The organism is Amycolatopsis sp. NPDC057786 (genome assembly GCF_042797905.1).
GTDB lineage: Bacteria > Actinomycetota > Actinomycetes > Mycobacteriales > Pseudonocardiaceae > Amycolatopsis.
This window is the reverse complement of the sequence record NZ_JBHVKW010000030.1, coordinates 1-23,722: the sequence shown is the minus strand read 5'-3', so window position 1 is coordinate 23,722 and position 23,722 is coordinate 1. Positions and strand designations below refer to the sequence as shown.

The following is a 23,722-nucleotide window of genomic DNA, read 5'->3' as shown; positions in this document are numbered from 1 at the left end:
GGCCTCCAGATCGGCCAACCGACGAGCCCGCCATTTTACACGCCGCGGCCGCACCGGTTTCGCAGATCGGTTACGGCCGGCCTGGTGATCGCGGGTCGGCGCGGGTGTCCTTGTCGGCGGGGAAGGCGGTGTTGGTGAGTTCCTCGGAGATCCGCCAGATGCGGGCGGCGTCGTCCTCGCCGCGAAGCCGCGAGTAGACGGCCTGTTCGGCGGGTGCGCCCGCCAGGTGCCCGAGTCCGCTGGGGCCGTACAGGCGGCTGCCGCGTGCCTCGGGCGAGATGGCGGCCATCAGGGCGGGGAGCAGTGCGGTCTCGACCGTCCCGAGGAGGATCCCGCGACCGGCGAGGGCGCGGATGACGCGGACACCGACGGTGTCCCGTGCCCGGCCGACCTCGGGGCGAGCGGCCAGGAGATTGGTGGCGGCGACACCGGGGTGGGCGAGGTTGCTGGTGATTCCCCAGCCTCCGGCCTGGCTGCGCCGGTCGAGTTCGAGTCCGAAGAGGCCGAAGGCGATCTTGGACTGGCTGTAGGCGTGGCGGCCGTTGTAGGACCTTTCCCAGTTCAGGTCGTCCCAATTGATGGAGTGCTGGTTCGCGGCGACGCTGATCTGCGAGGTCACCCGCGCGCGTCCCGCGCGCAGCAAAGGCAGCAGGTGGGCGACGAGGGCGAAATGCCCCAGATGGTTGCTGCCGAATTGCAGCTCGAATCCCTCGGTGGTGGTCTGCCGTTCCGGTGGGGTCATCACGCCGGCGTTGGTGACCAGGAGGTGGATCGGCCGGTTCTCCTCGCGCAGCGTGTCGCCCAGTGCGGCGACGGAGCCCAGCGACGACAGGTCGAGGTCCCGCAGGGAGATCTTCGCCTCCGGATGCCGCTGTTTGATCTTCGCGATGGCGGCTTTACCCTTTCGGGGATTGCGGACGGGCATGACGACTTCGGCACCGGCGGCGGCGAGGCGGGTCGTCAGCCCAAGGCCGACCCCGTCGCTGGCGCCGGTGACCACGGCGAGCTTCCCGGACAGATCGGGAACGGTGATGTCCGGTCGAGTGCGTGCCATGTGCTGCTCCTCGTTCGGGGCTGTCGATGTGCTCCCTCACAGGCTGCGCGGGATCGACGGCGGCAACCACGGCCTGTCGATCCCAGGCAAAGGTCCGGCGGCGAAGGCAGACTGAACCGGCACCGGGACCAGGGAGGAAGCAGCCGTGATCGATCGACCCGGGCTCGCCGGGTTCCTGCGCCGTCGCCGCGAGTCACTTCACCCCGAGGACGTCGGGCTGCCGCGCGGGCGGCGGCGCAGAACCGCCGGCCTGCGCCGCGAAGAGGTCGCCATGCTCTGCCATATTTCCACCGACTACTACAGCCGGCTGGAGCGAGAGCGCGGCCCTCGCCCGTCCGAGCAGATGATCGCCTCGATCGCGCAGGGCCTGCACCTGTCACTCGACGAACGAGACCACCTTTTCCGCCTCGCCGGGCACAATCCGCCCGTGAGAGGCACGACCAGCGAACACGTCAGCCCGGGTCTGCTCCGGATCTTCGACCGGCTCACCGACACCCCCGCCGAGATCGTCACCGAGCTGGGCGAGACGCTCCGGCAGACCCCGCTCGGTGTCGCGCTGACCGGCGACACCACCCGGTACACCGGCCCGTCCCGCAGCATCGGCTACCGGTGGTTCACCGACGAGGCCGTCCGGTCCCTCTATCACCCCGACGACCACGAACTGCACAGCCGCGTCTTCGTCGCGGGGCTCCGCAAGATGGTCACCCTCCGCGGACCCGGCTCACGGGCCGCGCGCCTCCTGGATCTCCTGCTCGACCGGAGCGAGGAATTCCGCACCGTGTGGAACGACCACGAGATCGGCGTCCACTACAACGGCGTCAAACGCTTTGTGCACCCCGAGATCGGTGCGCTGGAACTGACCTGTCAGACCCTTCTCGATCCCGACCAGTCCCACATGCTCCTCGTCTACACCGCGGTCCCCGGCAGCGAAAGCCACGAGAAACTGCGGCTTCTCGCCGTCATCGGAGCCGGGCACGGCGTCTCGTAGGAGGTGAGCGATTCGGGACAGCACGCGGGATGGTGCCCACGCGAATCGAACGTGGCCTTGGTACCTGTGGGCTTTATGCTGGGCCCGATGTGGTTCCGCCGTCGAGTACGAGGTCCCGATGCGGTTGGTACTGGCGATGCTCCTCGTCCCCGTGTCCGTGGCGCTCGTCCCGCTCGGCGTCGTGTTCGTGCTGATCGGTGCCGCCGAGCAGCGGCACGCCGAGAACGCCTACGTGGTCGGGTTCGTCCCCGGTGCCGGCTGCGATGACGATCATGAGCTGTACCTCAGCGTCAAGGACGGCGAGCACATGGATTGCGTGCCGGCGGGAGGATTCGCCTCCGGCCGGGTGCACCTTCCCGGCTTCACCGATGCGCAGAACGACCAGGTGGACACGCTGGCCGAAGAGCTCGGCGGTGATGGGTTGTCAGCACCGGACCAGCGCGAAATCCAGAGCCTTGTGGACCGCCTTGCGCCGACCGTGCCACCGGACCGAAGGCTGTACCACGACCAAGCGTTGTGGGGCACCGGCCGCATCCGGCTGGGCGCGGGCATGATCGTCATCGGCGTTCTCGGGGTGCCCGGAGGCTACTGGCTGGGGCGATCCTGGGCGCTGGCCAACCCCACGAAACGGCGAGAGCGACCGGACGGTGAGCCCGTCGGATAGCCGGGTCGCTTCACTCGCGGGCCCGCGAATCAAGCTGTCTCGCGCAGAAGCGTGGCGAGTTCTGCGGGGGTCGTGACCATGCAGTCGTGGCCGGTCCGCAGTGCCCGGATCCGCTCACCCGCGGGGACCGGCCGCCGGGTGATGCCCTCCGGGCCGCCCGCGACGCAGTGGATGTGTGTGCGCGGGATCGTGCGCGCGGCCGGGTTGTCCAACCGGACGGGCTCCGTGAGACATCGGACCGGTTGGTCCGACAGCATCTCGCGCAACCAGGCGATGTCGCCGGGATCGGTGACCCCGAACAAGCCCAGCGGCGGCGGTTGCTCCGGCATCGGCGGAACCCGCCAGCCGTCCACGGCGAGGTCGACGAGCTGCTTGGTGACCGGAAGGACATCGACCGCGGTTTCGCCGTCCTCGGGCACCATCGCGTCGAGGAACACCAGATGCGCGATCCGCTCCGGGAGCCGGTCGGCGGCTCCCGAGATGACCATCCCGGCGTAGCTGTGCCCGACGAGCACGACGTCGTCGAGACGCTCGTGTTCGATCAGGCCGGTGACGTCGTCGATGTGGGTGTGCAGGCCGACTTCGGGGCCCAGCAGGGGTGCCTTGTCGCCGTAGCCCGTCAGGGACGGCGCGAACACCCGGTGGCCGTCCGACTCGAGCAGCGGCGTCACCCGGTCCCAGACCTGTCCGCTGTGCCAGGCGCCGTGTATCAGCAGGAATGTGGCCATGCGCGTGTGGTTCCTCCTCGTGCCTCGGTACCCTTTGGTAACCGGAAGCATCATGATCCCCACGACGCGCACCGGGCAATACGGCACTTCCGGGTGCCCCGGTTCTCTGGAGGTAACCATGCAGGACCCGTGCCAGGCCCGCGAAGTGCTCGGGATCGTCGGGGACAAGTGGGCGCTGCTGATCGTGCGCGTGCTCAAGGACGGGCCGCGACGCTTCACCGAACTCAAACGTGCTGTCGACGGCATCAGCCAGCGCATGCTCACCGTGACGTTGCGCGACCTCGAACGCGACGGGATCCTGACGCGCACGGTGCACAACGTCATGCCGCCACACGTCAGCTACGAGCTGACGACGATGGGGCGGACCCTGTGCGAGGCCACCGCGCCGTTGCTCGATTGGAGCATCACGCATCTGCCGCGGATCGACGCCGCCCGCGCGGCATACGACAACCGCTGACGTGGGCGGGCCTTCAGGAATGCGGATCGGCGAGCTGTCCAAGCGCACGGGCGTGAGCCCGCGTTCACTGCGGTATTACGAAGAGCAGGGCCTGCTGACCAGTACACGCTCCGAGGCGGGGCAGCGGCACTATTCCGATACCGCGGTCCAGCGTGTATCGCTCATCAGGCAGCTGTTCGACGCGGGTATGTCCAGCCGGGTGATCGCGACCGTGCTGCCGTGTGTGGACGTCCCGGATGACCTGGGCGTCGCCGAGGAGACCTTCACGGCGATGACGCGCGAGCGCGACCGGATCGACGCCGAGGTCGCGCACCTGCTCGAGACCCGGGACGCGCTCGACGTGCTGATCAAGGCCAACAGCCGGCACCGGGCGAAGCTGTCCCGTACCTCGCGGCTGTGACCCGCACTTCAGCCGCTTGCCCCTTACACCGGTGTCAGCGGTGAGGATGGCGACAGCGCCCGGAAACACCGGGACGGTCATCCAGGAGGCGGCGGAAAATGGGACAGGCGTGGGGTTTCGGCAAGTATGGCGGGCCCGAGGTGCAGGAGTTCTTCGATCGTCCCGATCCCGTCCCCGGTCGCGGCGAGGTGCTGATCCGGGTCACCGTGGCCGGCGTGAATCCCCTCGACCACCTTGTGCGCTCGGGCCTGGTCGACGGACTCGACGGCGGGCGCCCGTTTCCCCGTGTGCTGGGCGTGGAAGCAGCGGGATTCGTTCTCGCCCTGGGTGAGGATGTCGACGGGCTCGAGATGGGTGACGCGGTCTTCGGTTTCGCACTCACCGGTGGCGGCACCTACGCCGAGACGACGGTGCTGTCCGCGCCGAACACCGCGCGTATCCCGGCGGGCTTGCCCGCGACCGTGGCGGCGACGCTGCCGGTGGCCGGGACGACCGCGGTGGACGTCCTCGATCAGCTCGGCCTCCCGGACGGCGCCACGGTCCTGGTCAACGGGGTCGGAGGCGGCGTCGGCCTCGCCGTCGCCCGGCTGGCCGCCGCGCGCGGACTGCGGGTGATCGGCACCGGGAGTACCGCCAAGCGGGAGCACGCCGAAGCCATCGGGGCGCGGTTCATCGACTACACCGCGGAGGACGTCGCCGCCGCCGCACGCGAGCTCGTTCCGGACGGCTTCGACGGGATCGTCGACCTGGTCGGAGGCGTCTCGCTGCGGACGGTCGCTCCGCTGGCGCGGGATTCCCGCGACGTCATCGCCGTGGGTGACATGTCCGTCCCCGATCTCGGTGGGCGTTTCGTCGAGCGCCGCCTCGACCGTGAGAATCTGGAGCGGTCCGCCCTGCTGGCCCTCGACGGCGTCCTCGCCCCCGTGATCACCGCGGTCCACCCGCTCTCCGACGCCCCGGCCGCCCTCGCCACCGTCGAGAACGGCCACACGCCGGGAAAAGTCGTCATCAAGGTGGCATGAGAAGTGGCAGGGGTAAATGCCAGGTACCTCGTGGCTCGCGGCCGCTGGTGATCCCGGGTCCGGTCCGGCCTGAGGGTTCTGGAGGTGGTGTCGCGAAAGCCACTTTCGGGGCGCCCCCAGTGTCGGAACACGGGGGGGGGCCCCCGGCGCCCCCGCCGGGCCCCCCCCCCACCCCCCCCCGGTTTGGGAACCCCCCCACCACGGGCGGGTGTGCCGCGGGGCGGCGCGGGGCGTTGGGGTTGTGGGTGTGGGTCCACAAAACCCACTTGCGCCCAAAACTTTTTTCAACTTGGGGCCTCCCCCGACACGGTCGCCAGGGCCGGCCCGCCCACGAACACGACACGTTTGCCTTACCCCTCAACAGTCGGCCTACTTGAGCTTGCGCCGCAGTATCTTCCCCGCGGCCGACCGCGGGATCTCGGCCACGAACTCGACGGCGCGTACTTTCTTGTACGGCGCCACCCGGCCTGCCACCCAGGCCATCACCTCGTCCGCGCTCAGCGGTCCGGCCGGGACGACGAAGGCCTTCGGCGCCTCGCCGCCTTCCGCGTGGGGCATGCCGACGACCGCCGCGTCCAGTACCCCTGGATGGGTGAGCAGCACGGATTCGAGTTCGGCGGGGGCGACTTGATACCCCTTGTACTTGATCAGTTCCTTGAGCCGGTCCACCACCCAGAAGACGCCGGACTCGTCCCGCCGGACGATGTCCCCGGTCCGCAGCCAGCCGTCTTCGACCAGGGTGTCCGCGGTCGCGGCGGGGTTGTCCAGATAGCCCGCCATCACCTGCGGGCCGCGGATCCACAGTTCGCCGGCCGGAGCGTCTTCGCCGGTGGCGGGGTCGACCAGGCGTGCCTCGGTGGACGGCAGCAGCCGTCCGATCGAACCGGGCGGGCTGCTCGCGAACTCCGCGTCCGACACCGCGTGCGTGCCGGGGCTCGCCTCGGTCATGCCGTAACCCTGCCGGATCAGGCAGCCGAGCCTGCGCTCCGCCCTCTCGGTCACCTCGACGTCCAGTGGCGCCGCGCCGCAGATCGCCAGCCGCAGCGAGGAAAGGTCGTATCCGGCGCACTCGTCCGAAGTGGACAGACCGAGCACCATCGGTGGCGCGAGGAACGCCCGCGTCACCCGGTGCTCCTGCACCATGCGCAGGAAGCCGTCGAGGCTGTAGCGCGGCGCCGTCACCAACGTCGCACCGGCCAGCAACGCCGAGTTCATGATGATGGTGAAGCCATAGGCGTGGAAGAACGGCAGCACCCCGGCCACGACGTCGTCCTCGGTGACCCGCCAGCCCGCCGCGGTCTGCGCGAGGTTCGCCACCAGATTCCGGTGGGTCAGCCGCACACCCTTCGCCAGCCCGGTGGTGCCGCTGGAGAACGGCAGCGCCGCGATCGCCGAGGCCGGATCGAGGTCGGGCCGGGTCGCGCCGGAAGCGGTCAGTTCGCCGAACGGCCGGAAACCGTCCGCCTCGCCGAGCACGAACCGATGCCCGACGCCCGCCGCGTCGGCGGCCTCGGTGGCCTTCGGTGCCGCCTCCTCGGAGGTGATCACCGCCACCGCTCCCGCCGCCGTGAGCTGCTTCGCCAGCTCGTCGGCGGTCTGCATCGGATTCATCGGGGTCACCGTGGCCCCCGCGGTCAGCACCGCGTGCACCGCGAGCGGGTACCGCGGCTGATTGTGGCTCAGCACCGCCACCACCTGCCCCGGCCGTACCCCGAGCGCGGCCAGCGCGCCGGAGGCGGCGGCCACCCCGTCCGCCAGTTCCCGGTAGGTGAGCCGCTCACCCGAGACGGCGTCGATCAATGCCGCCTTGTCGCCGAGCCCGGACGCCCGCGCGAGCACGTACCGGTCGACCGTGACGTCCGGGATCTCGACATCGGGCTCGTTGCTGCGATAGATCACCACCACGACTCCCAGGATTCAGCGATAGAAGCGGAACACCGGCTGTGCCACGCACGCCGGCTTGCCGGCGCCGCGGATCTCGATCACCACGTCGGCGGTGAGCTGGAGGCCGCCACCGCCCACTTCCTCCACCTTCGCCAGCGAACCGGTCAGGCGGATCGCCGACCCCGCGGGCACCGGCGCCGGGAAACGCACCTTGTTCAGGCCGTAGTTGACCTTCGTGGTCGCGTCCGGCACGTCGAGCGCCTCTGTCCATAGTGGAATGAGCAGGGACAGGGTGAGGTAACCGTGTGCGATGGTGCCGCCGAACGGGCCGTCCTTGGCGCGTTCCGGGTCGACGTGGATCCACTGGTGGTCGTCGGTGGCGTCGGCGAACCGGTCGATGCGGTCCTGCGGGATCTCCACCCAGCCGGTGGGGCCGAGGGAGGTGCCCGCGTGGCCCGGCAGGTCGTCGAACTTGATGGTGGTCATCGGGTCTCCCGCAATCCGAGCGCCTTGACGGCGTTCTCCTTGAGAATCTTGGGTCGAACGTGGTCCTTGATCTCCAGCCGGGCGAAATCGGCCAGCCACCGGTCCGGGGTGATCAGCGGGAAATCCGAGCCGAACAGCACCTTGTCCTGCAGCAACGTGTTCGCGTACCGGACGAGCTGGGGCGGGAAGTACTTCGGTGACCAGCCGGAGAGATCGATGTACACCTTCGGTTTGTGGGTGGCCACCGCGAGCGCCTCGTCCTGCCACGGGAACGACGGATGGGCCATGATGATGGTCAGGTCCGGGAAGTCGACGGCGACGTCGTCGAGCAGCATCGGATTCGACAGGGAAAGCCGGATCCCGCCGCCGCCCGGCAGTCCCGCGCCGATCCCGGTCTGCCCGGTGTGGAACAACGCCGGGACCCCGAGTTCCTGGGCCACTTCCAGCAGGGGGTAGGCACTGTGGTCGTTCGGTGCGAAATCCTGCAGTGACGGATGGAACTTGATACCGCGCATCCCGTGGTCCTCGACCAGGGCACGGAACCGGCGGGCCCCGGCCTTCCCCTTGGCCGGGTCGACGCTGGCGAACGGGATCAGCGCGTCCGGGTGCTCGGCCGCCGCCTCCGCGATGTCCTCATTGGACAGAGTCGGATGCCCGGTCGATGCCTCGATGTCCACGGTGAACACCACCGCGGCCATCCTGCGTTCCCGGTAGTGGGCCGCGATCTCGGCCAGGCCCGGAGTCCGGTGGTCGGCGCCGAAGTACTTCGCCGACGCCTCCACAAGGTCGTCCGGCAGCGAGCGGTGCCCGTGCCCGTCGATCTCCACATGGGCGTGGACGTCGATGGCGGTCAGTTCGTCGACGTTCATCACCGCGATCCCGTTCCCTCGGCGGGCGGCTCGGGCAGGTGCTCCCCGACGCTCTCCTCGTGCGGCGCGAACACCGTCTGCCACGCTTCGGCGATCGCGTCGGCGCCCCACCCGCCATCGGCGTAGGCGGCGACGGTCTGGACCGGGTGGCTCCACAGGCTCAGCCGGTCGCCCCCGACGCCGATCGCCTGCCCGGTGATCGACGCCGACGCGTCCGACGCGAGGAACGCGGCCAGCCCGGCGGCGTCCGCGGGCGCGCCGAAGCCCAGTGCCCGCCGCGCGAACGGCGGCATCGGCTCACCGGCGCGCAGCGCGTCGACATACGGCTTGAGGGCGGGGATCGTCTCGGTCATCGCGGTGGCGGCGACCGGGATCAGCGCGTTCACCGTCACGTTCGCCCGCTTCAGCTCCATCGCCCAGGTCCGCACGAACCCGACGACGCCCGCTTTGGCCGCCGAATAGTTGGTCTGCCCGAAGTTGCCGCGCTGCCCGGCGGGGGAGCCGACGACGATGATCCGCCCGCCGTCACCCTGTTCCCGAAAGCGCACCGCGGCCGCCCGCGCGCAGGTGAAGGTGCCGCGCAGGTGCACGTCGACGACGGTGTCGAAGTCGTCGTCGGTCATCTTCCACAGCACCTTGTCGCGCAGCACGCCCGCGTTGGTGACCAGCACGTCGAGCCGGCCGAAGTCCGACACGGCGCATTCCACCAGGGCGTCGGCCACCTTCGCCGGGCCGACGGCGCCGACCTCGGCCACCGCCCTCCCGCCCGCCGCGGTGATCTCGCCGACCGCGGCCGAGGCCGCGTCCGGGTCCACATCGTTGACCACGACGCTCGCCCCGGCGGCGGCGAGTTCCTTCGCGTACGCGAGGCCCAGACCGCCCCCGCTGCCGGTGACGATCGCGACCTTCCCGGTCAAGTCCATCAGACGACGCCCTCCTCGTGGTGGTTCCGACCGCATGGATTGTTATCCACAATGATTGTGAAAGTCAACGATAGTTCTTGGCCATTAAGATGGCGTCGAGACGATCGGCACAGGCGAAACCCGGGAGGCGTCATCAGTCAGGAACCAGCCGTGGTGACCGGTGACGTGCTGCCGCCCTCACTGGCCGCCGGCGCCGGATACCTGCTCGCCCGCGCGGGCGGGCGGGCGATCAGCGAACTCAACGGCGCGCTGCAGGACCACGGTTTGCGCAGCAGGCACTACACCGTGCTGGTCGTCGCGGCCGAGGACGGCAACCGGTCCCAGCGCGACATCGGCGAACTGCTCGGCATCGACCCGAGCGCCGTGGTGTCCATCGTGGACGACCTGGCGAGGTCCGGGCTCGTCCGCCGTGAACCCCACCCCGCCGACCGGCGCAGCCGTCGCATCGTGGCCACCGAGGCGGGCCATACCCGGCTCGCCGAACTGCGTTCGCTGGCGAAGGCGATCGACGAGGAACTGCTCGGCAACCTCAACGCGGCGGAACGGCGCACCCTGCTCGACCTGCTGCGCCGGGTCGCCCACGACTGAAATCCCCGCGCCGGCGAAGCGACGTGTCGGTAGCGTTGGCGGCATGCGCGCGTTCAGCCAGGTCGACGTGTTCACCGACGAGTTCTTGACCGGTAACCCCGTCGCCGTCGTCCATGACGCCGACGGCCTCACCACCGGGCAGATGGCGGCGTTCGCCCGCTGGACGAACCTGAGCGAGACCACGTTCCTGCTCTCGCCGACCGACCCGGCCGCCGACTACCGGCTGCGGATCTTCACCACCAGCCGCGAGTTGCCTTTCGCGGGCCATCCGACGCTTGGGTCCGCTCGTGCGTGGCTGGAGCGTGGCGGTATCCCGAAAACGGCGGGCCGTCTGGTGCAGGAGTGCGGCGCCGGTCCGGTCGCGGTGCGGCGTGACGGGGAACTGCTCGCCTTCGCGGCCCCGCCGTTGCGCCGAAGTGGTCCAGTACCGGCATCGGCGGTGGGCATCCTGGCCGCTGCGTTGCGGATCGAACCCGGCGACATCGTGGCCGCGCGGTGGGCCGAGAACGGACCGGCTTGGGTCGCGGTGCGACTTGCCTCGGCCGAAGCGGTCTTGGCACTCGAACCCGACCCGACCGCGTTCGGTGAGTATCCGGACGTCGGTGTGTTCGGCCCGCATCCGCCGGGCGGCGAGGCGGATTTCGAGGTGCGGGCGTTCGTCGACGAGGACGGCACGTTCGTGGAGGACCCTGTGACCGGCAGCCTGAACGCCGCGATCGCACAGTGGCTCATCCCCGCCGCCGCGGCCCCGGCTACGTATATCGCGGCTCAGGGCACGAAGCTGCGCCGCCGCGGGCGGGTGCGGATCGAGCGGTCCGACGGCGAGATCTGGGTCGGTGGCGACACGGTCGTGGGTATCACCGGCCACGTCGCACTCTGAACTCGCCGAGGGTGCTTCGCGGATCCCTGCCAGTCGCGCTCAGTTCGGCTGTCGCAGGGTCGGCAACGTGGCATGCTGCGAAAGCCACTTTCGCAACGTTGAAGGTTGTGAAAGTGGCTTTCGCAACGTCGGTCGGGGAGCGATCGTGTGGCGGGAGGTCGACAAAGCGTCCTTTGTGGACATTCGAGGGAGGCGACAGGACGCCGCCTAGCCGCCCGAAGTCCGCGGGGTCACCTACGTCTCCGATGCTTCCTTAACCGGCCGCTCCATCATGGCCGGAGCCAGGGCCCGGTCATCGCGGCGAGAAGGCTGTGCTGCGGATCGTCGGCGCCCAGTTCCCACATCATCATGCCCGCCAGGCGCTGGCGTTTCGCGAACAGCGAGCGGTCCTGGATGGACCGTGGGTTCTCGTAGCTCACCCAGATCTTCTTCTCCGGGTTCCAGAGGTACGGCGAGCGCACGATCGGGTCCCAGCCCTTGCGGAATCCGGGGTCGCCGGCCCACTCCGGGCCCATGAGGACCTTGTAGTCGAGGAACTGCATGGCCGTGTACGGCTGGTAGAGGCCGTCGTTGGCGGTCGAGGTGACGGTGAACGCCCGGCCGTAGAAGGGAACGCCGAGGACGATCTTCTCGCGCGGGACACCGTGGTCGGTCATGTACTTGAGCGCGCCGACGTTGTTGTTGTACTCGTCGTTCGGATCACCGGGCCGTTTGACCAGCGGGTCGTTGAAGCAGGAGAACTTCGAGTACCCCGTGCAGAAGTCGTAGGTCATCAGGTTGAAGATGTCGACGAGTCTGCCGACTTCACGCAGGTCGAAACTGTTGGACGCGTCGTAGGGCGCGCCCCCGGTTCCGGTGCCGTCGTCCTGGACGCGGCCGGCGGGGATGTCCGCGGACAGTTTCATGGCGCGGCCGGGTCTGCCGTGTTCGCGGGCATAGCGCTGCAATTGTGCCCGGAATTCCTTGAGCAGCAAGGTGAAGTTCGCGCGGTCGGCCGGCGAGTTGCCGATACTGGGCAGCCCTCCGGAGACCGGGAACTCCCAGTCGACGTCGAATCCGTCGACCAGCCCGACAGGGAACGCGCTCAACCAGTTGTCCACACAGGACTTGACGAAGGCGCGCCGGGATTCCCCGGTCGCGGCGCCCGCACCGAAACCCGGTGCGGCCCAGCCACCGATGGAGATCAGCACGGTCAGGTCGGGGTGGCCGCGTTTCACCGCCGCGAGGCTTTCGATGTCCTTGCGCTGCTTCGCGTCCGGGATGCTGCACCGGCCGCCCGCCGGTGAGGCGAACCAGTAGCTGATGGTGTTCAGCATTTCCCATGGCACCTGATCGGCGGGCGGCGTACCACCCCAGAACGCCTCCAGTACCGGCCGGTCCGGTGGCGGGGCGGCCTCGATCTCCGGTGCCCCGGAAGCGGGCGAGGCGGGGAGCAGTGCCAGGACCGCGGCGAGGCACAGCCCCAGCCGCAAGGCCAGATTCTTCGGTCGCATGGAAGATCCTTTCTATCGGGGATGGGTACGAGTGGTGGTGGCGACCAGGCCCGCCCGCGCGGCGGCGACGCCCGCCTGGAACCGGCTCTCCGCGGCGAGTTCCTGCATCATCGCCGAAATATGCCTGCGCAACGTCCGTTCGGACAGACCGACCCGGCGCGCGATCACCTCGTCCTTGAGGCCGGCGGCGAGCAGGTCCAGCACCCTGGACTTGACCACGTCGAGGGTGCCGGCGTAGCCCGCCCGTCCGGGATCGAAGTCGGTGCCGGATTCCCAGCCCCGGTCGTGCGTCCCGGCGAGGAACCGCGCGATCACCGGCCCGTGCACCATCGCGACGGCCTGGTCGCCTTCGAGCCCGGCCCGGAGGAACGCGACCTCGCGGTCGAAGACGGCGAACCGGTCGAAGATCTCGTCCGAGGTCCGCACCCGGCCGCCGAGGGAGGCGACGTTGCACAGGAACGACCGGGTCGCCGCGTCCGCGCGGGCCGCGTGCGGATACAGCACCCGCACGCGGATCCCGCGCCGCAGCGCGTCCAGCACGAGCGGCCGCAGATGCCGCGCTTCGGGCGGCTCGTGCGCCACGCAAGACTGCATCATCAGCACTTCGGACTTGCAGCCGTTCGCCGTTTCGGCGAGCCGCAACTCGGTTTCGCGCGGATCGCGCGAGACCTGGATCGGCGAGTGGCGCGGGTTCGCCCGTTCCGCGCGGCCGAAGGCGTCGGCGAACGAACGCAGTTGCCGCCGCCGGGCCTGCAGCAGGCTGCGCTGGTCGTGGATCGCCCGTTCCAGCGGCAGCAGCAGTTCGGTCCGCGCGCTGTCGGGATCGACCGCGACGACCTCGCCGTTCCGGGTCTCCCGGATCAGCCGCAGCCGTCGCAGGAGACCGAACGCGCGGTCCACCTCGGCCGCCGGGACACCGAGCCGGGCCGCGATCTCCGCGGGCCCGTCGCCGTCGAGGATCCGTTCGTAGACCTCGACGGCGAACTCATCGGCTTCGATCCGGTCACTGAGCACTTCGCAGATCCCTGATCGAGCGGACCGCGAGCAGCAGCCCGGTACAGACGAGCCCGAGCAGGGTCGCGAGGATCATCAGTGGCCGCGCGCCGAACAGGCTCGCCATCGGTCCGGCGAGCGACCTGCCCAGCACCAACGCGAGCAGCGACCCCGAGACGTCGTAGGCGTAGACCCGGTTCAGGAGTTCCGCGGGTATCTGGGTCTGGACCGTGGTGGCCCACAGGACACCCCAGTAGGCGAGGCCGAAACCGGCCAGCGCCCAGCCGGCGAAGAGGAAGGCGACCGGAAGTCCCACCGCGGGCGTGATCGGGTACAGCGCGAACAACGCCCAGCCGATCGCGCCGGACAGCAGTGGACGGCCAGGGCGGACGCGCATGGCGATCGCGCCGCCCGCGACCCCGCCCGCGCCGAAGGCGGCCATCCCGATGCCCAGCGCGGTCGAACCGTAGTCCGAGACGACCAGGTCCGCGCCGACCGGCAGGGACACGCCCGCCACGAAGCAGCCGTACACCAGGTGGATCGCGATCACGCCCCAGAGCCAGCCGCGGGCGGCGAACTCCCGCCAGCCTTCGACCAGCTGACGCCAGAACGACGGTTCACTGTCCTCAGTGGACTTCACCGGGGTCAGCCGCAGGGCGAACAGGCAGACGGCGCTGATCCCGTACGTCGCGGCATAGATCCCGAACACGGTCCCGGTGCCGGCGACGGCGACCAGCACACCGGCGAGCGCCGGGCCGAGCACGCCCGAGATCGCTTCGGAAATCCGCAAGATCCCGTTCGCGCCCTGGACGTCCTCCGCGACCTGCGGGACCATGCTCGCCACACCGGGCTGGAACAACGCGGTGGCGGCACCGCTGAGGAACTGCAGGACGACGATCATCGGCAGCGACGGCGTTCCGACGGCGAAGGCGACCGCCATCCCGCCCTGGACGACCAGCCGGACGAGGTCCGCGATGATCATCATCCGGCGCGGCGTGAACCGGTCCGCGAGCACACCGCCGAACAGCATGAACAGCGCGAGCGCGCCCATCCACGCGCCGAGGGCGTAACCGACGCCGTCGATCCCGTGACCCGCCGCCAGCACGGCGATCGAGAGCGCGACGGGCAGCATCGCGTCGCCCAGCATCGACCCGCTGCGCGCGGTGAGATAGAGCTTGAAGTTGCCGGACCAGAGCCGTCCGGCGGCCGGTTTTCCTTCACCGGTCAGGGTTTCCGTGTCATGACTCATACCGGCAGCTCCCGCCCGCTCGCGGAGTCGATGGCCGTGGCCGCCCAGGCGCCCGGATCCAGCGGATCGGCGGGAGGCCCGGCGCAGATCACGTAGTGGTGCGGTGCCAGCGCGGTCGGCCGTCCCGGCAGCGCGGCCAGTACTTCGGCGTGCAGGTCCGCGGGCGTCGCCGGGCCGGTCAGGTGACACACCAGCCGGTGACCCAGGACGTCGTCGGGCTCCGCGGTCACCAGATGCGGCCGGTCGCCGAGGACGGCGGAGACCAGTTCCCGGACGGCGTCCAGCTCGACCCAGCACGAATCCGAGAGGTACCAGCCTTCCCCCCGTTCGATGGGGGCGAGCGTGGTGAGCGAATGCAGTTCCTTCACTGGAAGATCCGCCTCGGCCGCCGCACGCAGCAACGCCAGGAGGCCGCGGCCGAACTCGGTCACCTCGGAGGCGTCGAGACAGCCGGGGTCGACCCACAGCGTCAGATCCAGTTCCGTGTCGAGGCGGTACAGGCAGCCGAAGAAGCGGGTCGGGATGTCCTCCTGGGGCAGTAGCTCCAGCGTGCCACCGATTTCGGGGTCGTCTTCGACGTCCGGACCACCCGGCAGCCACACCGACGGCAGCCTGCTGTACGCGGCGCGAGGAGGCTCGCCGACCGCGGTGTCGCCCAGCGCGCTCATGTCGTTGAACACGAGATCCCTGGCGAAGGAGAAACCCCGTTCGTTGGTGACGCGGGTGATCACTTCCCAGATGGCGTCGGCTTCGAACCAGCTGTGCCGGTACGCGGGCACGGAAGCGGCGCGGACGGCGTGGACCAGTTCGTCGAACGTCTCCGGGATGGTGACCGGGAGCAGCGCGTCCTGCGCCATCGAACCGAAGAAACGGCGCAACTGCTTGAGCACCCGGTTACCCGACAACGACGTCGTCACGCAGGTGGATTGCGCGGTCCGGTGCGCGATCAGCGCGTTGAGCGCGGCGAGGGCGATGGCGGAGGGGCTCGCGCTGGTCCGCTCGGCGATCGCCGCGATATGGCCCATCGCGGCTCGTGAACGGACTCGCAGCCCGGGCCGGAGGAAGTCGGTCCCGGTGGCGGGCATGGGGAACATCGCCTGCGGAACCGTGCGCAGCTTGCTTTCCCAGTACCGCGTCGCCGCTTGTCCCAGCCGCTGCACCGCGGGCGTCTTCTCGAGTTCGACGACGTCGAGAGGCTGTGGCGAGTCGTCCTCGGGCAGCTCGCGTCCTGCGGCCAGCTCGGTCCATTCGCCGAGGAGGAGTTCGCAGGTGGCGACGTCCATCGCGGCGTGGCTCACCACCCAGACGAGCCGGCGCGGGACGGCGTTCTCGGTCACCACGGCGAGCCGCAGCGGCAGCTCCGCGGTCAGATCGAAGACCCGGGATCGCAGGGCGCGCGCGGTGTCCTCGGCCGTCTGGAGGACGTCGCCGCCGCTCTCGACGACTTCGACATCCAGCTTGCTTTCCGCGAGCACGTGCTGGAGCGTCCGGTCGCCGAACGAGTACGTCGTCCGCAGCGACTCGTGGCGTTCGAGCAGCACCCGGATCCAGGTGGCGACCCGCTCAAGCGGCGCGCCGGGCACGTCGAACACCATCGCGAGGTTGAGCCGCGTCGGATCGTCGTCGAGGGTGATGGCGCGGACGATGTTCGCGTGGCCGAACGCCAGCGGACCGGAGCGAGCCGTCTTGCCGGTGAAACGGACCTGGAACCGGGTCATTTCGTCACCTCGTGGGTCGGGCGGGGCAGGGGAGCGGCGGTGGTCTCGAACCGGCAGAAGGCGACTGTCGCGTCGTCGTGGTGTTTCCCGGCGAAGTGGCCCGGCGCGGTACGGAGTTCGGCGCGGCGGGTCTCGCCGACGACGGCTGCCGGGCCGTCGAACTCGGCGACGTCGAGCAGCTGGTGCCAGGTCCACCCGTAGCGTTCGACGAGCCGGTACGCGCCGTCGGTGAGGAGCGCGGCGCGCCGCAGTCGCGAGAGTTCCACGGTGCCGGTGCGGGCCTGATCCGCGGCGGCCGGATCACTGCCCGCGACCCAGAACCCGCCGGGCGCGTTGCGCAAGGGCCGGACCTCCTGCCAGGACAGGTGCAGCAGCCGGTCGATCCGGTCGTCGATGACGGCCTCGACGGTGCCGTCGAGCCCTTCGAGCACCACCGCCGAATCGCTGAGCACCAGGTAGTCGGCGAGTCCGTCCCGTTCGCGCAGGATCGCCACGGTCGCGGTCGGGCCGCAGGGATTGCCGAGATCGCAGGTGCCGGAGTGGGCGTCGCGGACCGACTCGATGGCCGCGCGGAGGACGGCGCGCAGGTCTTCGGCGGGACGTTCGACGAGGAGCCGGTCCAGCGCGGTGCCGAGCCTCGCCACCAGCCAGCGGACGTCGTGCACGCAGCCGGTCTCCGCGCCCGGTTCCGCCGTCGCACCGTCGATGACCAGCGCGTGATACCGGCCCGACAGCACCAGATCCTCGTTGACCAGGCCGTCACCCGGCTGGGAGAGACGATCGACTTTCATGCTTCTTCCTTTTCGTAGGCGAGCCACTGGGCCAGTGCGCGGATGCCTTGCTCGAGTTCCGTCGCCGGTTCGTCGGCGACCAGGGGAGGGGCGGACGGGCCGGGCGGCGAGGCCGGCCAGCTGACCGGAACCCGCCGGACGGCGCGGGCGACCGCGTCGGCCAGTTCCCGGCTGGTCAGCGGGGACGGCGTCGCGACGGTCCGCCGCGGCACCGGCTGGTGCAGCAGGTGGTGCACCGCGAGCGCGATGTCCCGGATGTAGGCGGGCCGGTGGGTCGCCCCCGCCGGAACGTCGGCCAGGATCGGTTGTGCCAGCAGGGCTTGCCGGGTGAACGTCTCCAGGACGGAATAGCCCTCGATACCGGGCCCGTAAGGCGAGCCGGTCCGCAGGACGCTGGTGCCCGGCGTGGCGGCGGGGACGGGTGCGCCGGGAGGACAGACCTGGACCACGTGCCGCGCCGTCACGGGCGGGAGCGTGGAACCGGGTTCGGCGACGTGGACCACGGCGTCGACGTCCGGCCCGTCGCTTCCGCCCAGGACCTCGTATCCGCGATCGGCCAGATGACACGCGATCTCCCGGCCGAGCGGGAGGTGAGTGCCGGTGACGAGGACGCGTTCCCGCCGGCGCGCGGGTGAACGTCGTGCCCTGGTACCGGCTTCGTAGCCGAGACGGGCCAATTCGGACAGAGCGGGCCGCAGCGTCCGGAGCGTGGAAGCGCCGACGGTGGTGCACACACCGCCCGCGCCGATCGTGCCCAGCGCGAGCGAGCCGACCCGGTCGAGCCGGCGGCCGGTCCCGAGCGCGCCGAGGAGGTAGGCGGTGGTCCAGAGCCCTTCGACGGCTTCTTCGTCGAGATGCCGTTCCAGCTCGTCGAGCGCGTCGAACACCGACCCGGTGACGTCGAGCCGTTTCTTCTGGCAGGCGTCGAAATCCAGCCCCGCCCGGCCGAAGTACCGCTCGGCGTCGATGGTCGTCCGTCTTCCGCCGTCACGGACGACGCACTGGGCGATCCCGTGCTTGAAGAACGGGATGACGTCGGGATCGAGCGGGCCCGCGCCGAGCGACCAGTCGTCGCCGGGCGGGACGGCGAAGCAGGCCGACCGCCGCGAGCCGTGGGAGTCGTTGCGGAGGACGCTGGGTTCGTCCGCGTGCTCGACGAGATTCGGCGCGACCAGGAGCACCGGTACCCCGGCCGCGCGCAGGTACCGGGACATGACGACGTCGTCGGGCCAGGTCGAGCCGTGCGCTTCGGCGAAATCCGCGAAACCGGCCGCGATCCCCGCGGGAAGGGCGAGCGCGACGGTCGGGGTGTACTCGTGGGTCGCGGTGACCCATCTCGCCCCGGCCAGCGCGGCGAGCCGCACGGCGGCGCCGTTGCGGGAGTTCCAGTTGGTGTAGAAGGCGATCGCGGCGTCGGGCGCGGCCGCGACGGCGGCCAGGGCGTGGTCGAAGAAGCCCTCGGCGGGAACGGCGTCGTCCTGGAGGACCAGGTGGTGGGTCGTGCCTTCGGCGATCGCGGACCAGGCCCGGATCGCGGTGCGCAGGGCGGTCGGCGGTCCGGCGGGCTCCGGGTCGCCGACCGGTCGCAGCGCCCCGGCGGGCGCGGCGGCCAGCAGACGGCCGGTGAGTCCCGGCCGCCGCGGATGGGTCATGACGGCACCGGTGAGCACTATGTCGTGGCGGGGAGTCGGAGTGGTCACGTGGCAGGTCCAATCAGGACGTGAATTCGAGACGATCCAGAACGGAATCTAGGTCGGTCCCTGCCGGCGCCACCAGAATTTGGCCGAAAGCGGACTCGGTGACCGGCGAAAGAGACATCGATCGGCGACGCCGATAATGATCAATCCATAATGGACGAAGAATGCGGCCGGAACCGGACAGTCGCTTCAGCCGAGTGTGTCGGCGGGAAGCCACCCGCATTCCGCGGCCCGGAATCCGAGTTCGAACCGGCTTCTCGCGCCGACGCGGGCCATGAGGACGTTCACGTACCGCCGAACGGTCCTCGCGGATACGCCCAGCCGGTTCGCGACCGCTTCATCGGTCATTCCGTCGACCAGGCAGCGCAGGATCGCCTGTTCGAACTCGTCCGGCCGAGCGGACGTCATCTCCCAGGGCGTCGCCTCCTCCCAGCGAGGGTCGAAGGCGTCGGCGAGGGCGGTGATCAACGTCGGCGTCGTCACCATGAGCAAACCTCTGGCGTCGTCACCACCCGAAGGGACCAGTGCCAGTCTGCGGTCTATCAAAAGAGATTCTTCGATCGCCCGATCGGTCACCTTGACCCGGAGCCCGTGCCGCACCGCCTCGATGAGCTCGCCGCGCGCGTGCTCCGCCGGTGTCGTGCACAGCAGCCGGACCCGGACGTGCGGCGGGAAGGCGCCGCGGCGCGCGGCCGCGGTGACGGTCCCGCCGAACCACGGCGAACCGCCCGTCGCGGTGGTCAGCACTTCCCGTCTTGCGGTGGAAACCAGATCGAGTACAGTCGACAGGCTCGTTCCAACGGTCGGGTTCGGAGCGGATGACGCAGACACTGACCTTGCCCCCAGGCGTGTTCGTCCTACACGGTCACTCTTTGTTTTCCCGCCAGCTGAATTCTTGTTCCGAAGCATGCGGAGACCCGGTATAAATTTGGTATGGACCACTAATCCGGGAAGGTCGCGAGCACTTCGCGATTATTCCGGCGAGGTGAGTGGGGTGTATATGGAGTTCACGATTCTCGGGTCGCTCGGTGTCCGCGACGGAAATACCGAACTCGATCTTGGCGCCCCGAAAGTCCACCGTCTGCTGGCGCTGCTGCTCCATCGCGCGGGCGAGGTGGTGCCGGTGAGCGCGCTGGTCGACGGCCTGTGGGCGGGCCGCCCGCCACGCACCGCGCTGAAGAACCTCCAGCTCTACGTCCTCCAGCTCCGCCGCGCGCTGGCGGATCCGGATCGCGTGGTGCACCGCAGACCCGGCTATCTGCTGGTGGTCAACCCCGGCGAACTGGACGTGCGGCGGTTCGAGGACCTCGCCGACCAGGCCCGCGCGGCACACGAGCGGCGGAACGCGGTCGTCGCCGGAAGTCTCGCGCGGCAGGCACTCGCGGTCTGGCAGGGACCTCCGTTCAGCGGGCTGGCCGACAGCTGCGCCACCCTCCAGGTCGAGGCGGACCGGCTGCAGGAGCGACGGCTGGTCCTGCTGGGGCAGCGCATCGACGCGGATCTGGCGCTCGGCAGACACGCGGACGTCGTCGCCGAACTCACCGAGCTGGTCTCGGACCATCCGTTGCGGGAACATTTCCAGGCTCAGCTCATGCTCGCGCTCTACCGGTCCCGGCGCCAGGCCGAGGCACTCAAGGTCTACCGCCGGGCACGCGCCCTGCTCACCGGAGAGCTCGGTCTCGAGCCGGGTGCGGAGCTGACCGACCTCGCCCAGGCCATCCTGCGCACCGATCCGGCACTGGACCTGCCCATCGCCGAGCAGCCGGTTTCCGCCGGGCCGAGGCAGCTGCCCGCCGCGGTGCCGACGTTCACCGGCCGCGCCGCCCAGCTGCGCCGGATCGACGCCCTGGTCGCCGGCGGCGCACCGGTGATCATCGTCAGCGGCACCGCGGGGGTGGGCAAGACCGCGCTGGCACTGCAATGGGCGCACGGCGCGCTCGACCGGTTCCCCGACGGCCAGCTCTACCTGAATCTGCACGGCTACGCGCGGTCGGCCACGGTGACCGCGGCCGAGGCGCTGGTCCGGCTCGTGCGCTCGCTGGGTGTCCCGCCCGACCGGATACCGGTGGACCCCGACGAACTGGCCGCGCTCTACCGGTCCGAGCTCGCGGGCAAACGGATGCTCGTGGTGCTCGACAACGCCGGCACGGCCGATCAGGTGCGGCCACTGCTGCCCGGCCGTCCCGGCAGCCTCGTCGTGGTGACCGGCAGGCAGGAACTGCCAGGGCTCGTCGTCCTGCACGACGCGGGTGCCGTCCGGCTCGACCTGCTGACCGAAGAGGACGGGCTCAAGCTGCTCGCCAGGCTCGTCGGCACGCACCGGGTGAAGGAGGAACGCCGGGCGGCGGCGACGCTGGTCCGGTTGTGCGCCGGGCTGCCGCTCGCGTTGCGGATCGCGGCCGCGGACATCGGCATCGGCCGGGACCGGCCGATCGGCGCCGTGGTCGACGGGCTGCTGCGGACCGACCGGCTGGACCGGCTCGGAGTCGACGGCGACCCGTCGACCGCGGTCCGCGCCGCGTTCGCGCTCTCGTACCGGAGGCTCGGACCGGCCGCCCGGCGCTTGTTCCGGATGCTCGGCGTGGTCCAGGTGCCGGACTTCACCGCACGGTCGACAGCCGCGCTCGCCGGGCAGGTCCCCGAGAACACGTCCCAGGCGCTCGCCGAACTGGAGCGCGCACATCTCCTCGCCCGGAGCGACGACGGCCGGTACCAGTGCCATGACCTCCTTCGGCTGTACGCGACCGAACGCGCGCGGGCCGAGGACGGCCCGGCCGAACGCGACGCGGCCAGAATCCGGCTGTTCGGCTGGTATCTCGCGACGGCGACCGTGGCGGTCACGCGGATCACGCCGCAGATCCTCCGGCTTCGTGAAGGAGCCGAATTCGGCGAGACCGACGTCGTCTTCGATGACGAAGCCGAGGCGCTGGAGTGGCTCGAAGCGGAACGCGCCGACCTCGTGGCCATCGTCCACGACGCCGCCGCGCAGGGCCCGCACCGCGTCGTCTGGTTATTGGCGGACGCCCTTCGCGGCTTCTTCTGGCTCAGAAGGCATTCCGTGGACTGGGTCGCCGTCGCGAAGGCCGGGCTGGCCGCGGCGGTCGTGGACGGTGAGCCGCGCGGCCGGATCGCCGCCTTGCAAAGCCTCGCGCAGGTGTATCGCGGGCTTGGCGACTACGCGGCCGCCGTCACGCACTACACCAGGGCGTTGGAGCTGGCGACCGCCGAACGGTGGCCGGAGGCGGAAGCCGCCGCGCGCGGCAATCTCGCCGGAGTCCACTGGGAGCTCGGCGCGCTCGACGAGGCCGTCGCCGAACTCGACCGCGCGATCGAACTGAACAGCCGGATGGGCTGGGAAGCGGGACTTTCGGCCAACCTGCACAACATCGGGACACTGCTGCGGGAGCTGGGCAAACCGCGGGAAGCCATCCGGCGGCTGGCACAGGCCCTTTCACTCATCGAACGCGCCGGCAACCGCGACGGCGCCGCGCACGTGTACACCACGCTCGGCGAGGTCTATCTCGACCTCGGCAGGCTGACCGATGCGCGTGAGTCGCTGTCGAAGGGTGTTTCCCTGCACCGGGAGAACGGCGCTCGTTACGGCGAGACGACCGCGCTCTGCTCGCTGGCGGCGGTATGCGCCGAGACCGGGGAATTCGCCGAAGCGGCCGAGCACGCCGAGGCGATGCTGGAACTGGCCCGGGAGACAGGTGATCGCCGGGCGGAGGCGAACGCGCTCGCGGCGCTGGCCGAATTCGGCGGCCGGACCGAGTTGTCCGTGGCTCCCGAGGTCCTGGCCGGACAGGCGGTCGAACTCGCGCACGAGATCCACTACACCCGCGCGGAGATCGTCAGCCTGCTGGCACTGGCCGAGGTATGTCGTCGTGGCGGGCGGCTCGACGACGCCGTCACGCATGCGGGCACGGCCGCGGAACTGGCCGCACGGCGGGACTTCCGGCTCCTCGCGGCCCGGGCGCAGACGGTGCTGGCCACCACCCGGCGGGACCGCGGCGACCGGGAACAGGCGGTCGAGTGCGCCGAGCGGGCGCTGATACTGCATCGCGGCACCGGCAACCGGATCGGCGAGGGACACGCGCTCGCCGTCCTCGGCGAAGTCACGGTAAAAGGGGATCCCGGTGCCGGGCAGGGAATTCTGCGTAAGGCACACGACATCCTCGCCGACTGTGGTTCGGTCGAGCGATTCCGGGTGGCGGACCTCCTGGCGACCTGAGGTCAGGCCGTCCCCAGCGCGACCGCGATCACGAGCCCCCGCTCACAGGAAATGGAGACGTCGACCCGCTCGACGCCCAGCGCGCGGGCGCGTTCGGACGCCACACCGCGCAACTCCACCGACGTCGCGCCCGCTCCGGAACGCCGGATCACGATTTGGGCGGGTGGAACCGGACCGGACAGGCACGTCCTGAGCACCTTCAGCACCGCCTCCTTCGCGGCGAACCGGCAAGCGAGACAGACACTGTCCTCCGTCGCGAGGTCGTCGAGTTCCTCCTGGGAGAACAGGAACTTCAGGAACCAGCCGCGCCGCGCGAGCAGGTCGAGTTCGGCCACGCGCAGCGCGTCCACTCCGACGAGCGTGGTCATACGTTCCTGGTCCCTTCGCACTTCGCCCCGGTCGCCCGGTCGAGTGGGTCGTGAGTGGCGATTCGTGTTCTCTTGAGTAAGTCAAGTGTGTCGTGGTCGCGGGCGGGTCGATGGTGGGGCGAAGGCTCCCTTCGCCGCGTCTAATGCGGAGAAGGGAGCCGTCGCCCCCGCCCCGCCTCCGCGCCGACGACCGCGCCGCCGGCGTCCGTGTCGCGCAAGCCCCGGTCGCGCCCCCAGAT

22 protein-coding genes are annotated in these 23,722 nt (G+C 70.2%); 8 read left to right on the top strand and 14 right to left on the bottom strand.

The window, feature by feature from the left end:
* Nucleotides 1-70 precede the first annotated feature (70 nt).
* Complete coding sequence (locus tag ACFVM3_RS17945) at nucleotides 71-1,054, bottom strand: SDR family oxidoreductase (protein ID WP_378439896.1); 984 nt, start codon at nucleotides 1,052-1,054, stop codon at nucleotides 71-73.
* Between the two features lie 145 nt (nucleotides 1,055-1,199).
* Here ACFVM3_RS17945 and ACFVM3_RS17940 point away from each other — a divergent pair, with 145 nt between their 5' ends.
* The gene (locus ACFVM3_RS17940) at nucleotides 1,200-2,042 is read left to right on the top strand and encodes a helix-turn-helix transcriptional regulator (RefSeq protein WP_378439894.1); all 843 of its coding nucleotides are present in this window, start codon (nucleotides 1,200-1,202) and stop codon (nucleotides 2,040-2,042) included.
* A gap of 118 nt (nucleotides 2,043-2,160) precedes the next feature.
* Nucleotides 2,161-2,706: a hypothetical protein gene (locus ACFVM3_RS17935; protein ID WP_378439892.1), complete on the top strand. Its 546-nt coding sequence runs from the start codon at nucleotides 2,161-2,163 to the stop codon at nucleotides 2,704-2,706.
* Between the two features lie 29 nt (nucleotides 2,707-2,735).
* Here ACFVM3_RS17935 and ACFVM3_RS17930 read toward each other — a convergent pair whose 3' ends face one another.
* The gene (locus ACFVM3_RS17930) at nucleotides 2,736-3,434 is read right to left on the bottom strand and encodes an alpha/beta fold hydrolase (RefSeq protein WP_378439890.1); all 699 of its coding nucleotides are present in this window, start codon (nucleotides 3,432-3,434) and stop codon (nucleotides 2,736-2,738) included.
* 118 nt (nucleotides 3,435-3,552) lie between these two features.
* Here ACFVM3_RS17930 and ACFVM3_RS17925 point away from each other — a divergent pair, with 118 nt between their 5' ends.
* The 3 genes from ACFVM3_RS17925 (at nucleotide 3,553) to ACFVM3_RS17915 (ending at nucleotide 5,313) form a co-directional block, all read left to right on the top strand.
* A complete protein-coding gene (locus ACFVM3_RS17925; RefSeq protein WP_378439888.1) occupies nucleotides 3,553-3,891 on the top strand; it encodes a winged helix-turn-helix transcriptional regulator in 339 nt (112 codons plus the stop codon).
* 19 nt (nucleotides 3,892-3,910) lie between these two features.
* Nucleotides 3,911-4,291 (top strand): MerR family transcriptional regulator, encoded by a 381-nt coding sequence (locus ACFVM3_RS17920; protein WP_378439886.1) that lies wholly within the window; start codon nucleotides 3,911-3,913, stop codon nucleotides 4,289-4,291.
* A 98-nt stretch (nucleotides 4,292-4,389) separates the two neighbouring features.
* Nucleotides 4,390-5,313 carry an NADP-dependent oxidoreductase gene (locus ACFVM3_RS17915; protein ID WP_378439884.1) on the top strand — a complete coding sequence of 308 codons (924 nt, stop codon included), beginning with the start codon at nucleotides 4,390-4,392 and terminating at the stop codon, nucleotides 5,311-5,313.
* 369 nt (nucleotides 5,314-5,682) lie between these two features.
* Here ACFVM3_RS17915 and ACFVM3_RS17910 read toward each other — a convergent pair whose 3' ends face one another.
* The 4 genes from ACFVM3_RS17910 to ACFVM3_RS17895 are packed head-to-tail and all read right to left on the bottom strand — an operon-like array spanning nucleotide 5,683 to nucleotide 9,475.
* A complete protein-coding gene (locus ACFVM3_RS17910) occupies nucleotides 5,683-7,218 on the bottom strand; it encodes an AMP-binding protein (RefSeq protein WP_378439882.1) in 1,536 nt (511 codons plus the stop codon).
* Between the two features lie 12 nt (nucleotides 7,219-7,230).
* On the bottom strand, nucleotides 7,231-7,683 hold the full coding sequence (locus tag ACFVM3_RS17905; protein ID WP_378439880.1) for a MaoC family dehydratase: 453 nt from the start codon (nucleotides 7,681-7,683) through the stop codon (nucleotides 7,231-7,233).
* A complete protein-coding gene (locus ACFVM3_RS17900) occupies nucleotides 7,680-8,552 on the bottom strand; it encodes an amidohydrolase family protein (RefSeq protein WP_378439878.1) in 873 nt (290 codons plus the stop codon). Before ACFVM3_RS17900 ends, ACFVM3_RS17905 begins: the two co-directional genes overlap by 4 nt.
* Complete coding sequence (locus tag ACFVM3_RS17895) at nucleotides 8,552-9,475, bottom strand: SDR family NAD(P)-dependent oxidoreductase (protein ID WP_378439876.1); 924 nt, start codon at nucleotides 9,473-9,475, stop codon at nucleotides 8,552-8,554. The genes ACFVM3_RS17900 and ACFVM3_RS17895 overlap by 1 nt, the downstream gene beginning before the upstream one ends.
* Nucleotides 9,476-9,625: 150 nt before the next feature.
* On the opposite strand from ACFVM3_RS17895, the gene ACFVM3_RS17890 reads away from it, so the two are divergent.
* A complete protein-coding gene (locus ACFVM3_RS17890) occupies nucleotides 9,626-10,063 on the top strand; it encodes a MarR family winged helix-turn-helix transcriptional regulator (RefSeq protein WP_378439875.1) in 438 nt (145 codons plus the stop codon).
* A gap of 43 nt (nucleotides 10,064-10,106) precedes the next feature.
* Nucleotides 10,107-10,943 carry a PhzF family phenazine biosynthesis protein gene (locus tag ACFVM3_RS17885; protein WP_378439873.1) on the top strand — a complete coding sequence of 279 codons (837 nt, stop codon included), beginning with the start codon at nucleotides 10,107-10,109 and terminating at the stop codon, nucleotides 10,941-10,943.
* A gap of 269 nt (nucleotides 10,944-11,212) precedes the next feature.
* On the opposite strand, the gene ACFVM3_RS17880 is transcribed toward ACFVM3_RS17885, so the two are convergent.
* From ACFVM3_RS17880 to ACFVM3_RS17850, 7 genes are all read right to left on the bottom strand, one after another.
* Nucleotides 11,213-12,436, bottom strand: coding sequence for a glycoside hydrolase family 18 protein (locus ACFVM3_RS17880; RefSeq protein ID WP_378439871.1), 1,224 nt, complete (start codon nucleotides 12,434-12,436; stop codon nucleotides 11,213-11,215).
* A gap of 12 nt (nucleotides 12,437-12,448) precedes the next feature.
* On the bottom strand, nucleotides 12,449-13,450 hold the full coding sequence (locus tag ACFVM3_RS17875) for a LuxR C-terminal-related transcriptional regulator (RefSeq protein ID WP_378439869.1): 1,002 nt from the start codon (nucleotides 13,448-13,450) through the stop codon (nucleotides 12,449-12,451).
* Nucleotides 13,440-14,678 (bottom strand): MFS transporter, encoded by a 1,239-nt coding sequence (locus ACFVM3_RS17870; protein ID WP_378439868.1) that lies wholly within the window; start codon nucleotides 14,676-14,678, stop codon nucleotides 13,440-13,442. The genes ACFVM3_RS17875 and ACFVM3_RS17870 overlap by 11 nt, the downstream gene beginning before the upstream one ends.
* Nucleotides 14,675-16,396, bottom strand: a complete 1,722-nt coding sequence (locus ACFVM3_RS17865; RefSeq protein WP_378439866.1) for a condensation domain-containing protein — start codon at nucleotides 16,394-16,396, stop codon at nucleotides 14,675-14,677. Before ACFVM3_RS17865 ends, ACFVM3_RS17870 begins: the two co-directional genes overlap by 4 nt.
* Nucleotides 16,393-17,187, bottom strand: a complete 795-nt coding sequence (locus ACFVM3_RS17860) for a protein phosphatase 2C domain-containing protein (RefSeq protein ID WP_378439864.1) — start codon at nucleotides 17,185-17,187, stop codon at nucleotides 16,393-16,395. Before ACFVM3_RS17860 ends, ACFVM3_RS17865 begins: the two co-directional genes overlap by 4 nt.
* On the bottom strand, nucleotides 17,184-18,887 hold the full coding sequence (locus ACFVM3_RS17855) for a hypothetical protein (protein ID WP_378439862.1): 1,704 nt from the start codon (nucleotides 18,885-18,887) through the stop codon (nucleotides 17,184-17,186). Before ACFVM3_RS17855 ends, ACFVM3_RS17860 begins: the two co-directional genes overlap by 4 nt.
* A 186-nt stretch (nucleotides 18,888-19,073) precedes the next feature.
* On the bottom strand, nucleotides 19,074-19,631 hold the full coding sequence (locus ACFVM3_RS17850) for a LuxR C-terminal-related transcriptional regulator (RefSeq protein WP_378439860.1): 558 nt from the start codon (nucleotides 19,629-19,631) through the stop codon (nucleotides 19,074-19,076).
* Nucleotides 19,632-19,884: 253 nt separating this feature from the next.
* Here ACFVM3_RS17850 and ACFVM3_RS17845 point away from each other — a divergent pair, with 253 nt between their 5' ends.
* A complete protein-coding gene (locus tag ACFVM3_RS17845) occupies nucleotides 19,885-23,115 on the top strand; it encodes a BTAD domain-containing putative transcriptional regulator (RefSeq protein ID WP_378439859.1) in 3,231 nt (1,076 codons plus the stop codon).
* Between the two features lie 2 nt (nucleotides 23,116-23,117).
* Here ACFVM3_RS17845 and ACFVM3_RS17840 read toward each other — a convergent pair whose 3' ends face one another.
* The gene (locus ACFVM3_RS17840) at nucleotides 23,118-23,483 is read right to left on the bottom strand and encodes a holo-ACP synthase (protein WP_378439857.1); all 366 of its coding nucleotides are present in this window, start codon (nucleotides 23,481-23,483) and stop codon (nucleotides 23,118-23,120) included.
* Nucleotides 23,484-23,722: the final 239 nt, after the last annotated feature.